The organism is Aeromonas sp. S8(2024), from assembly GCF_041403085.1.
GTDB lineage: Bacteria > Pseudomonadota > Gammaproteobacteria > Enterobacterales > Aeromonadaceae > Aeromonas > Aeromonas dhakensis.
On record NZ_JBGLRF010000001.1, the window covers coordinates 20,869 to 33,008 of the forward strand.

Sequence of the window (12,140 nt, forward strand, 5' to 3'; positions counted from 1 at the left end):
GATGAGCTATCAACACCCCTGGTGTGCACGCCTGCTCACCAGCCTGCCGGATGAACAGATAAGAGGCGCGGTGCTGGCCGATGAGCCGCGCTGGGACTATGTGGAGACCGAGCTGGTCAAGCTGGGCTCCCTCGCTCACAGCCAGGTCGATCTCAATGCGGTGGCCGAGGCCTGCCTCGGCTTGCTGGAGAGCCGTACCAAGGACATGCGGGTGCTGGCCCAGCTGCTGCGCTGCCTGCAGCACCCAGCCAAGGCAACCCCGCTGGGGGCGGCGATCAGCCTGTTGGAGGCCTGGATCCAGGCTTACTGGCTGCTGGCCTGGCCCGGCAATGCCAGCCAGAAACAGCGGCTGATGGTGCAAATCGTCAAGCGATTCGAAGGGGCCCTGCCGCGCATTTGCGAGAGCGCCTCGGCGGCCGAGCTGGCCCAGTTGCTGGCCCAGGCCGAGCAGCTGGAGCGGGTCTGGCTGGCGCAGTGTCCCGACAAGGGGGAGCTGCTCGACCCGTTGGTAATGGGGCTGAAACGGGCCCAGCGCCAGCAGGTGGCACAGGCGCAGGCTGATGCTGCTGGGCAGCCTCAGAGCAGCGGCGCGGCGGCAACGGGCTCCCCGGCCTCGGTGGCGTCGACCGCCAGCGGTGCCGGCGCCATGGTGCTCAGCGGCGGTGGTGGCAGTGCCGGCATCGACGTCGACAGTTCCAACGATCGCGCCTGGCGCCAGACCCAGCTCAAGGTGGCTGAGCTCCTGATCGAGCGCCAGCCGGAGGTGGCTGTGGGCTATCGGCTGCGCCGTCATGCCGTCTGGGCCGGGATCACGGCGGTCCCCATGAGCGGGGCGGGCAATAAAACCCCGCTGGCACCCATGTCGGCGGACATGGTGGACGAGTATCGCGCCGCCATGAACGCCCCCGATCAGGGGCTCTGGCTGCGCATCGAGCAGAGCCTGACCCTGGCTCCTTACTGGTTCGAGGGGCACAGGCTTTCGGCCGAAGTGGCCCAAAAGCTCGGTTTCGGAGCGGTGGCCCTAGCGATCGCCGAGGAGCTCGGGACTTTTCTGCAGCGCCTGCCGGCCCTGCGGGAGCTCGCCTTCAGCGATGGCTCGCCGTTTCTCTCCCCTGAGTGCAGCCGCTGGCTGCAACCGGCCAAGGGCGGCAGTGCCGGCAGTGGCGAAACAGGGCTGGCCGAGGAGGTCGCCCAGCGTCACGGCGAGCAGGGGGTTGCAGCGGCGCTCGCCCTGCTCGATGAGCGGATTGCGCAGTTGAAAGAGCCAAGAGATCGCTTCCACGCCTTGCTGGTGCAGGCGGAGCTGTTGGCGCAGGAAGGCATGGAGGCGCTTGCGCGCCAGCACTATCAACACTTGTGGCAAGAGGCCAGTCGCCTCGGGTTGTCGCACTGGGAGCCCGGGCTGGTCAACCGCCTGGAGAGCCTGGCGGCGCCGTTGTCGACATGAGTGCCGAAATGAGTCATTGAGTCGGAGTTGGATCACATTTTATGTTCAAAACCATTTTTACTTTTCTGCGGCAACAGCTGCCGAAATTGAAACCCTCCTGGCCCCTGCTCGGTGCTGTGCTCTGGGGGCTCGCCCTCATCCTGGTGTGGTGGCTGGGCCCTCGTCTCGAGGTACGCGGTGCCAAGCCGTTCGAGCCGCTGTGGGGGCGGGTGGTGTTCACCCTGCTCTGGCTCTGGCTGCTGCTGGGGGTAGTCTCCTGGCGGGTGTGGCGCAAGATGCAGCAGTTCAAGGCCGAGCGTCAGCACGAGGTGGTGCTGGAGCAGGATCCGGTCAAGGGGCTCATCGACAGGCAGGCGATGTTCCTCGATCGCTGGCTGCAGGCGCTGAATACCCATCTGGGCAAGGGGGCGCTCTACGCCATGCCCTGGTATCTGGTGCTGGGGCTGCCCGGCAGCGGCAAGAGCAGCCTCATTCACCGCGCCAACCCGGCCAACAAGCTCAACCCGAGACTCGATACCGAACTGCGCGACGTGGCACAGGATCAGCTGGTGGATTGCTGGCTGGGGGAACAGGCGGTGATGCTGGATCCGGCCGGGGTGCTGCTCTCCCAGAGCGAGGCCGAACTGGATCCCCAGGCCCGCAAGCATGAGCGGCTCTGGCTGCACCTGCTCGGCTGGCTCAATGAACACCGCCGTCGCCAGCCCCTCAACGGCCTGGTGCTGACCGTGGATCTGGCCTGGCTCTCCCACGCCAGCGTGGCCGAGCGCAAGGCCTATGCCCAGCTGATGCGCTCGCGCCTGCAGGAGGTATCGGTCACCATGAATACCCGGTTGCCGCTCTATGTCACCTTCACCAAGCTCGATCTGCTGCGCGGCTTTGACGTGATCTACCAGCAGCTCGACAAGGAGGCCCGCGAGGCCGTGCTGGGGGTGACCTTCAAGCCGGGCGCCGACTGGCAGCAGGATCTGGCCCTGTTCTGGGATCAGTGGGTGGACAACCTCAACCAGAATCTGCCGGAACTGATGCTGAGCCGGCTCGATGCCGCCCAGCGCAACGCGCTGTTCTCGTTCGTGCGCCAACTGGCGGGCCTCAAGGATTACGTGACCAGCCTGCTGGCCGAGACCCTGGCCATCGAGGAGAGCAAGCCGCTCTTGGTACGCGGGGTCTATGTCAGCTCCGTCTATCAGCAGGGGGTGCCGTTCGATGCGTTTGCCCAGGCGGCCTCCCGTCGCTACAACCTGCCAGAGCCCATCCACTCGGCCCTGCGCGGGGAGTCCAACACCTATTTCGTGCGCCAGCTCTTCTCCTCCATCATCTTCCCGGAGGCCCATCTGGCGGGCGAAAACCGGCTGCACACCCTCTATCGCCGGCGCCGCATGGCCATTGGCATTGGCTGCCTGTCGCTCTTCTCGGCCGCTCTCATCGGTGGCTGGCACTACTTCTACCGGGTCAACGAGGAGGCGGGTCGCAACGTACTGACCAAGGCGCAGGCCTTCATGGAGACCAACGAGGTGGCCGACGCCCACGCCTTCGGGGTGAGCCAGCTGCCGCGCCTCAACCTCATTCGTGAGGCGACCCTCTCCTTTGGCAACTACCGCGAGCGGATGCCGCTGGTGGCCGACCTCGGTCTCTATCAGGGGGACGAAATTGGTCCCTATGTGGAAGGTTCCTACCTGCAACTGCTGAGCCTGCGCTTTCTGCCGGCCCAGATGCAGGGGTTGCTTGCGGATCTCAACCAGGCACCTGCGGGGAGCGAGGAGAAGCTCGCCATCCTGCGGGTGATGCGGATGCTGGACGATGCGTCCGGTCGCAACAAGGAGCTGGTGGCGCAGTACATGGCGAGCCGCTGGCAGAAGGCCTTTCCGGGGCAGGGGGCGGTGCAGGAGCAACTGATGGGGCACCTGGACTATGCCCTCGATCACACCAACTGGTATGGCGCCAGGGCAGAGCGGGATCAGGCCGCCATCACCGCCTTCGTGCCCTTCAAGGAGCCGGTCTACGGTGCCCAGCGCGAGCTCGGCAAGCTGCCCATGTATCAGCGGGTCTACCAGAACCTGGTGGTGAAGGCGAACGATGTGCTGGCGCCGGATCTCAACGTCCGTGACGAGGTGGGCCCCACCTTCGACACCGTGTTTGCCTTGCGCAGCGACAACGCCGGCCAGGTGCCGCGGCTGCTCACCTGGCCCGGTTTCAACGACTTCTTCCTCAAGCAAGACAAGGCCCTCATCGATCTCACCGCGATGGATGCCTGGGTGCTGGGCCAGCGCAAGCTGAGCCAGCTGAGCGAGGCGGATCGCAAGGAGATCACCCGTCAGGTCAACGACCGTTACGTCACCGATTACGTCAACCAGTGGCAAAAACTGCTGACCAATCTGGACGTGCAGACCCTGGAGAGCCCGGAGCAGGCGCTGGACGTGCTTGCTGCCATCACCGGCAACGATCAGCCGTTCCAGCGGGTACTGGCCTCGCTGGATGACAACACCCGCATTCGCAAGATCTCCGATGTGGAAGGGGATCCGGCCCAGGCCATCAGCGCCCGCATCGGTCGTCCCTTTATGGCCACTAATGGAGTATTGGCTGGACGTGGCGAGCAGGGGCCGCTCATTCAGGAGGTCAACCAGAAGCTGGTGGAGCTGCAGCACTACCTGGAGCTCATCGTCAATGCCACCGAGCCGGGCCAGTCCGCCTTGAAAGCGGTGCAGCTGCGCATGACCAACAAGTACGCCGATCCGGTGTTTGCGCTGCAGCAATATGCCCGCAGTCTGCCGGCCCCGCTCGATCGCTGGGTGGGTCAGCTCTCCGAGCAGAGCTCGCGACTGGTGATCGATCTTGCCATGTCTTCCCTCAATCAGGAGTGGCAGGACAAGGTGCTGGCCCCCTTCAACAGCCAGCTGGCCGGCCGTTATCCGTTTGACCCGAGCTCGAACAAGGATGTGCCCCTCTCCGAGATGGAGCGCTTCTTTGCGCCGGGCGGGACGCTGGACAGCTTCTATCAGGTCAACCTCAAACCCATGGTGGAGAGCGGCCTGATGGAAGGGGAGTTCAGCTCGCCCATCCAGGCCGAGCTGGTCAAGCAGCTGGAGCGTGCGGCCCGCATCCGCCAGATCTTCTTCAGCCAGCAGGGCAACCTGGAGGTGCAGTTCGCCCTCGAGCCCATCGAGCTCACCGCCAACAAGCGGCGCAGCGTGCTGAACCTGGATGGCCAGCTGCTGGAATACGCCCATGGCCGTCGTACCAAGATCCCGCTGGTGTGGCCCAACACCATGCGTGACGGGGCCGAAAGCAAGATCACCCTGGTGCCGGCCGCCCGCGAGCGTTCACCGCGCAGTGAAGGCTTCGTCGGCCCCTGGGCCATGTTCCGCCTGATGGACAAGGGGGAGCTGACCCAGGTCAATGACGCCACCTTCGATGTGCGCTTCCCGGTGGATCAGGGGGCCATGACCTATCGCGTCTACACCGACAGCGCGCAAAACCCCTTCACCGGCGGCCTGTTCAGCCAGTTCAGACTGCCCGAATCCCTCTATTGATCGCGTCGGGGGCACGTTGTGCCCCCTTCCTGCGTTGGAAGTTCATATGTCACAGAATCAACAAGGTCAGCAGGCCCTGAAAGTGGGGCGCGACCCCAGGATGTTGCCGGAGTACGAGGCGCTGCGGGCCGAGATCAACAAGCTCAGCCACGCTTCGCGCCCCGAGGTGGACTGGCAGCGGATCCATCAGCTGGCCAGCCTCATCTTCGAAAAACACGGGGTGGATCTGCAGACCGCCATCTATTTCACCCTGGCCCGTTCGCGCCTGCAGGGGCTGAGCGGTTTTACCGAAGGGTGTGAGTTTCTCGCCAACCTCATCGTCACCCAGTGGGAGAGCTTCTGGCCGCCGGTCCATCAGGAGCGGGCCCGCATCGAGATGCTCGACTGGTTTATCGCCCGCATCAGCGACGTCATTCGCCAGTACCAGATCAGCCACGAGGACAAGCGGCTGATCTATCGCTGCGAGCGGGCGCTGCAGCTCATCAGCGAGAAGTTGCACAACGCGGATCTGAGCCGCATTCCCCGGGTCGAGAATCTGGTGCACTTCATCGAGGGGTATACCCATCTGTTCGATGAGACCGAGATCGTCATCGTCTCCGACGAGCCGGGCCTCAAGGAGGATCTGCAGATCCCGCCCATGGTGTTCTTCAAGTCCGACATGGAGAGTGATCACGGCGGCACGGTTTCGGCATCGACCCCGCACCTGCCCCAGGGCAGCATTCTTGTGGGGCGCGAGAAGGGGCAGGTCAAGCCCACCGTGCTGAAGATTGAGCAGCACCGCCGGCAGCGCCCGGCCTGGTTCTGGTTTGGTTGCGGCCTGCTCAGCTGCGCTCTGCCGGTGATGGGCTGGCTCGGCTGGCAGCAACATCAGCAGGAGAAAACCGTGGCGGCCCAGCGTCTGGTGCAGCCGGCCGCCGAGCTGCCCCGAGCCCTCAGCTACGACGACATTCGCCAGGCACGCATCGTGCTGGGGGAGCAGACCCTGCAGAACATGGAGAGCGATCTGGTAGCCCGCTACCAGAACCAGTTGACCCGGCTCGAGCAGACGTCGCCGCTCTACTGGTATCGCTACGGCGAGGGACTGCGGAACTCGTTACAGATGCTCTATCCCGACTCGCTGGCGGTCAAGGCGCTGGACAAGCAGTGGCAGACGCAGCTTGGCGGTCAGCAGGGGGATGTCATCAGCGTGCCCACCTATCTGGATGCCCGCGCCGGGGTGGATGCCCTGCTTGATCAGCTGCTGGAGCTGGAGCGCCAGCGCAAGACGGTGACCATCTCCTACCTCAAATCCCAGCTCTACGAAGTGCAGAAGAACCTGATGCAGAACATCCCGTTCAGTCTGCGCCTGGATGAACTGGAGGCGAGAAAAGCCTCTCAGGAGCCCATCACGGCAGCGGAGCTCAAGAGCCTGGAAAATGATCTGAAAGCGCTCAACATCCGCCTCTATCAGCTGCAACAGGGCGCTTCTGGTAGCTGAAAATGCTGGTATGAGCAAAGAGTTGCGCAAGGCATGGTGAATTTGACTGGCAAGGCAAGGTTTGCCGGAAAACTTGCCCTGTCTTGCGCAATGGATTGCAGCAGATTTGTCAGACTCAACGAGATTGAATCGTAATTAGCTGATTTTTAATGTGATTGTGGGCGACCATGCCATGGCATGGAGGCTGCTGGGTCGCCATTCCAACTGTCTCTGCACCAGGCTGCGCTTGCACCATGGTTGCCCCACGGAGAATCCAGATGTGTCCTTCTATTGCATTGCTCGGTGATATCGGCACCGACCACGAGGGTTTCCACCCATCCCCCGTGATTGCCGCCAGCCCGGATGTGTTCCTCGATGGCAAGCCGGTGGCCCGCCAGGGTGATCCGCTGGCCCCCCACGACAAACCCAACAATCCACCCCATCCGCGCAGCATCTCGGGCGGCGTCGGCTCTGTGCTGGTCAACGGCAAGCCCATCGCCGTGACCGGCACCGCAGTCGGCTGCGGCGGCGTGGTGATTGGCTCGGGCAGCGGACAGGCAGGTTAAGGAGCGCTTCATGGCAGACAGCACAGGATTACAATTTACCGTCAAGGTGGGGGCCCTGCCCGAGAGCACCTTCGTGGTGGCCGAGTTTGCGCTTGATGAAGGGCTGAACCGGCCGTTCAACCTGCGCCTGGAGCTGGCAAGCAGCCAGCCCGACATCGACTTTGGCGCCGTGCTGGACCAACCCTGCGAGCTGCTGGTCTGGTACAACGGCGAGCTGCAGCGCCGGGTGTGCGGGGTGGTCAGTGACTTTGCGCAAGGCGACAGCGGCTTTCGCCGCACCCGTTATCAGCTGCTGGTGCAGCCGGCCCTGTGGCGACTGTCACTTCGCCAGAACTCCCGCATCTTTCAGACGCAAAAGCCCGATGAAATTCTCAGCATTCTTCTGCAAGAGCACGGCATCACCGACTACGCCTTTGCGCTCAAGAATGAGCATGCCAAACGGGAATATTGCGTTCAGTATCGGGAAACCGACCTCGATTTCGTGAACCGCCTCGCCGCCGAAGAGGGGATGTTCTACTTCCACGAGTTTGAAGTGGGCAAGCACCGTATCGTGTTTGCCGATGACGCAGCCGCCCTGACCGCCGGCCCCGAGCTCTTCTTCAACCTCGGCAACCGCTCGCTCGAGCAGGGGCCCTATGTCCGCCAGTTCCACTACCGGGAGGCGGTGCGCCCCTCAGATGTGGAGCTCAAGGACTACTGCTTCAAGACCCCGGCCTATGGTCTCTCCCATAAAAAGCAGGGCGCAGAGCTCGAGCATCAGCGCGACACCTACCAGCACTTCGACTACCCGGGTCGCTACAAAGAAGACCCGAGCGGCAAGGCCTTTGCCCAGCACCGGCTCGATGCGCTGCGCAACGATGCAGTGGCGGGCCAGGCTAAGTCCAACTGCGCGGCCTTGCAGCCGGGGCAGACCTTCTCGCTCACCGAACATCCCAATGGCAACCTCAACACCGACTGGCAAATTGTGCGTATCCAACACACCGGCTTGCAGCCACAGGCGCTGGAAGAGGAGGGGGGCAGCGGCCCGACTGTCTACCACAACGAATTTGGCGTGGTGAAAGCCAGCACCACCTGGCGGGCGTGCATCGGCAGCCCGGAAGCCCCCCACAAGCCCATGGTGGATGGCCCGCAAATTGCCGTGGTGGTGGGGCCCGAAGGGGAGGAGATTTACTGCGACGAGCATGGCCGGGTGAAGCTGCAGTTCCCGTGGGACCGCTATGGCTCGAGCAACGACCAAAGTTCCTGCTGGGTGCGGGTGAGCCAAGGCTGGGCCGGCGGCCAATATGGCATGATGGCGATTCCGCGCATTGGCCACGAGGTCATTGTCGAGTTCTTGGAAGGCGACCCCGACCAGCCCATCGTGACTGGCCGCACCTATCACGCCACCAATCGTCCGCCCTACGAGCTGCCTGCCAACAAGACCCGCACCGTGCTGCGCACCGAGACCCACCAGGGCGAGGGGTTCAACGAACTGCGCTTTGAAGACCAGGCGGGGCAGGAAGAGATTTACATCCACGGTCAGAAAGACCTGAACGTGCTTATCGAGAACGACGCAGCCTGGCATATTAAACACGACGAGCATCGTGACATCGACAATGAGCGGGTGACCCGCATCAAGGCCAACGACCACCTGACGGTGGAGGGCGAGAAGCGCGACCAAGTGAAGGCTGACTACTCGCTGACGGTGGATGCCAGCCTGCACCAGAAGTTGGGGCAGTCCCTGCTGGTGGAAGCCGGTCAGGAAGTGCATATCAAGGTGGGCGACAAGCTGGTGCTGGAGGCGGGTTCTGAAATAACTCTCAAAGGAGGCGGCAGCTTTGTGAAAGTGGACCCGAGCGGCATCAAGCTGGTCGGCCCTGCGATCAAGCTCAATGCCGGCGGCAGCGCAGGCTCAGGCTCTGGCTGGGGTGGCAAGGCCCCCGTGGTGCCCAAGGGAGTAGAAGTTGTCAAAGCTCCCGAACTGGTTGAACTGGTCAAGGCCATCCCCACCGAGAAGGCGATGGAGGCGTTGCTCAAGGTGCTGGAGCCCGATAGCGATTATCAGCCCTCTGCTTGATGTTCGACGAACAACTTAGGATTGAATGACAAAGATGAAAATCGTCTATCCCATGCAACTGGCGGGTGAAAATGGCTCCAGCGAGATTGCATCCCTCGATGAATTTATCAAGAAGATCAATGGTCTCAAGAGCGGTACCTTCCCGATAGGCCGCAACCGTATCTGGCACGGTGGTATCCACTTCAGTAAAAGCGGGGGCTGGCACCCGAGCGGCGCTGTGCGCGCGATTGCTGACGGGGAGATCGTGGCCTACCGACTGGCGACCAAACCAGCCAAGGCGATCCGTAGCTCCGAAGAGGGCAAGCCAGAGGGAAAGATTGACTTGTATACCTCCCCTTCGTTTTGTCTGGTACGCCATTGCTACGAAGCCGGTGAGCAGAGCAAGAATCAGCTGACCTTCTACAGCCTCTACATGCATATTGCGTGTGAGAACAGCTACAACAGTTCCGAGGCTGCGCGAGTAATGGTCAAGGGGACAGGTGTGTCCACCTATGAACCGGTGGTCGAGGGACATCCTCCCAAGCTGACACGTCGGCTGTCTGGCGATAAACCTATCTATGCGAAAAGAGGGGCTGACGTGAAGTTGGTCGGCCAGGAAGTGAAGAGCCTGCTTAACCACAAAGATGAGCCCCACGATTACTATTTGGTGCACTACGTTGATGACCCGGACAGCCTGTTCCATATTGCGGCAAGCCAATTACAGCAGGAATTTCCACAAAAGCCGAAGTGGATGACACCACCGGAAGGCAAACCGGCCCGCCATAAGATCCCTGGTAATACATGGCTACGTAAAACTGCTGGCACCACAGTGGGTAGCATGGGGCTACCTGCTGGCAGTGAGGTGGTGGTATCCAGTGAGCCACCACAGATGGTGAACCTCAATGGCGGCACGACTGAGTTTCGTAAAGTACAGGTGTTCAAGGCGGGTAGTGGTGCCGTCAAAGATAGCGCCAATCAGGTGATGATCAATGCCAGCAAAGGGGCTGTAGGCTGGCTGGCGAAAAGCAAAATGGGGGCTGAGCTGGCCGCCGAACCAAGTATCCCTGTCGAATTCAAAGAAGATGCGCCGGTTGTTAACCGCAGTGCAAATCCGATACCGGTGCAGGCCGGAGAGATCATCGGTCATTGGGGTGAGCATGAGCTAGCCACTGCCGGAGCCAGCGGTTTTGTGAAAGACGCAGACAGCAAAGCCGTGCATTTTGAGGTGTTTGTTGCAGAGAGCGACAAGCAGGCGCTTGAAGATTGCATCAATAACAAGGCGCGGGTAACCGGTGGCCAAGGCTACCTGCTAGTAAAGCAAGAGGTCACTACCTATCGTCTTATCAACGATAGCCAGCATGGTTTTCACGAGGTTGCCAATTTTGGGCCACAGGTCTTACCGTTAGCGGTGAAAGAGTCTGATATTGTCACTCACGGTGCCAACAACTTTGTGAAGGTGCGTGAACGGACGGCGGCGGACGGGGAGCTGGCGGGCGAGTTCGTATTGCAGGGTGGTGATGTCGAAGTGGTCAGTCAGCATGACTGGCACAAGCTGGGCGTCAAGCTGGTCGATGGCAGCAGTGATGACGATGGATTTTTGGACAAGGCTGATACCCAGAGTGAAGATCCGCAGCAGAAAGAGGCGAGCAAATTTTTTAGTACCCTCTATGACAAGCTGGTGACAGACAGAGACAACGATGGCACCCTGAGCGGCAATGACATCAAGGCCGCGATGGCCGATGAGGAGTTGGCGGGCAAGTTGCGCATGTTGTTTATCAAGCACAAAAGCGAATGGGTAAAGCCGGGAGATTGGCCGCGTCTCAAGCAGGAGTTGGCTGATCAACCGAAGCTCTATGAGTACGCAAAGCAGGTACACAACAATATGGCGTGGATGGAAGATGCCAGTAAGATATTGGGTGATATCAAGCCTTGGTTTATTCATCCTGCGGGGATGATGGTGCTGGTGGCTGACCCTATCTCTGATGATGAAATGGATAAAAAGTGGCTCACCGTACCCAAAGGACAACTCACATTTGATGCTGAAGGGAACGATGTTGATACGAGTATGTATTTTTCAAGACACCCACATGTCCCAAATAATAGAGGGGCTGTGATTGGTGCGTCTGGTGTTACTTATGGAAGAGGGCTTGATCTGGGCCAAATATCAATTGGCGAGCTGAATAAGTTAACAACAGCTATTTCTGATAATTGCAAACCGCTATCAAGTTCCATGTTGCAATGGCTCACTGGTGCAGTTGGTCTTCAGAGGCAGGCTGCATACGATTATACTATAGCAATAAATAACGTTGTCCCCAGAAATGAACAGACCCTTACGAGAAAACAGCAGCACTATTTGTTCAATGAAATCTATTTAAAGTTGGAAGCTATTGCTAAAATAACGATCGAAAATCCGAAAGGGACTCGCACAAGAGCTGCTCCAAATGGTATTGATTTAGATCCGGAAAGAATAATTTCATGGTCTGCACTTCCTCAAAACATACAAGATTTGCTCATTGACCTTACTTTTAGAGGTGATAATCGTCCTAGTACTAGAGAGTTTTTCATACCAGACCTCATCGAGAGCATAAAAAATAACGATGAGTTTTCAGCTTTAAAAGAAAATATAAAAAGTAACAGGTGGAAAGAAACTTATAATGTTCCACTCGATAGACATCAAAGAAGGTGTAACTATTTATGATTATGCTAGGATATTTTTTTGCTTCATCGATAGCAATGTTTGATGCAAGACAATGCGAAAACCTTGACTTAACAGCTAAATTTAAGTGTGTTGAAACTTTGTACAATAAATCAGATGCAGAGCTCAATAAGGTTTACAAAAACCTCTTTTCATATTTACAGAATGATTATGAAGGAATCGGTGAGCCTAGAACAAAATACTTGAAGTTGGCTCAACGTGATTGGATTAAGTTTCGTGATTCTAGTTGTAATTTTGAAAATCCACAAGGCATGGGCTCTGGAGGAGAGGGGTTTGGTGTGGAATACTTAACCTGTCAACTCAAAAAGACTGTAGACAGAATAGACTATTTAAATGGTTTTTTACCAGAATAAATACATCTATCTGCGATGTAATTTAACTTGACTAAATGCA

At 59.3% G+C, this 12,140-nt stretch carries 7 protein-coding genes; all 7 read left to right on the forward strand.

Annotation, left to right across the window (positions count from 1 at the left end; translation table 11 throughout):
* Nucleotide 1: 1 nt before the first annotated feature.
* The 7 genes from tssA (at nt 2) to ACB031_RS00120 (ending at nt 12,100) form a co-directional block, all read left to right on the forward strand.
* Nucleotides 2-1,447 (forward strand): type VI secretion system protein TssA, encoded by a 1,446-nt coding sequence (tssA, locus tag ACB031_RS00090; RefSeq protein WP_371138786.1) that lies wholly within the window; start codon nt 2-4, stop codon nt 1,445-1,447.
* A gap of 41 nt (nt 1,448-1,488) precedes the next feature.
* On the forward strand, nt 1,489-4,974 hold the full coding sequence (tssM, locus tag ACB031_RS00095; protein ID WP_371138787.1) for a type VI secretion system membrane subunit TssM: 3,486 nt from the start codon (nt 1,489-1,491) through the stop codon (nt 4,972-4,974).
* Between the two features lie 46 nt (nt 4,975-5,020).
* The gene (locus tag ACB031_RS00100; protein ID WP_324039128.1) at nt 5,021-6,451 is read left to right on the forward strand and encodes a VasL domain-containing protein; all 1,431 of its coding nucleotides are present in this window, start codon (nt 5,021-5,023) and stop codon (nt 6,449-6,451) included.
* Nucleotides 6,452-6,708: 257 nt separating this feature from the next.
* The gene (locus ACB031_RS00105) at nt 6,709-6,996 is read left to right on the forward strand and encodes a type VI secretion system PAAR protein (RefSeq protein WP_005300007.1); all 288 of its coding nucleotides are present in this window, start codon (nt 6,709-6,711) and stop codon (nt 6,994-6,996) included.
* Between the two features lie 10 nt (nt 6,997-7,006).
* Nucleotides 7,007-9,052, forward strand: a complete 2,046-nt coding sequence (tssI, locus tag ACB031_RS00110; RefSeq protein ID WP_371138788.1) for a type VI secretion system tip protein TssI/VgrG — start codon at nt 7,007-7,009, stop codon at nt 9,050-9,052.
* 34 nt (nt 9,053-9,086) lie between these two features.
* A complete protein-coding gene (locus tag ACB031_RS00115) occupies nt 9,087-11,729 on the forward strand; it encodes a pesticin C-terminus-like muramidase (protein WP_117404272.1) in 2,643 nt (880 codons plus the stop codon).
* Nucleotides 11,726-12,100 carry a lysozyme inhibitor LprI family protein gene (locus ACB031_RS00120; protein WP_124250506.1) on the forward strand — a complete coding sequence of 125 codons (375 nt, stop codon included), beginning with the start codon at nt 11,726-11,728 and terminating at the stop codon, nt 12,098-12,100. Before ACB031_RS00115 ends, ACB031_RS00120 begins: the two co-directional genes overlap by 4 nt.
* Nucleotides 12,101-12,140: the final 40 nt, after the last annotated feature.

Excerpts from the sequence above, each read along its gene's own strand:
- tssA (WP_371138786.1), top strand. The coding sequence starts at position 2 with ATGAGCTATCAACACCCCTGGTGTGCACGCCTGCTCACCAGCCTGCCG.
- tssM (WP_371138787.1), top strand. The coding sequence starts at position 1,489 with ATGTTCAAAACCATTTTTACTTTTCTGCGGCAACAGCTGCCGAAATTG.
- ACB031_RS00100 (WP_324039128.1), top strand. The coding sequence starts at position 5,021 with ATGTCACAGAATCAACAAGGTCAGCAGGCCCTGAAAGTGGGGCGCGAC.
- ACB031_RS00105 (WP_005300007.1), top strand. The coding sequence starts at position 6,709 with ATGTGTCCTTCTATTGCATTGCTCGGTGATATCGGCACCGACCACGAG.
- tssI (WP_371138788.1), top strand. The coding sequence starts at position 7,007 with ATGGCAGACAGCACAGGATTACAATTTACCGTCAAGGTGGGGGCCCTG.
- ACB031_RS00115 (WP_117404272.1), top strand. The coding sequence starts at position 9,087 with ATGAAAATCGTCTATCCCATGCAACTGGCGGGTGAAAATGGCTCCAGC.
- ACB031_RS00120 (WP_124250506.1), top strand. The coding sequence starts at position 11,726 with ATGATTATGCTAGGATATTTTTTTGCTTCATCGATAGCAATGTTTGAT.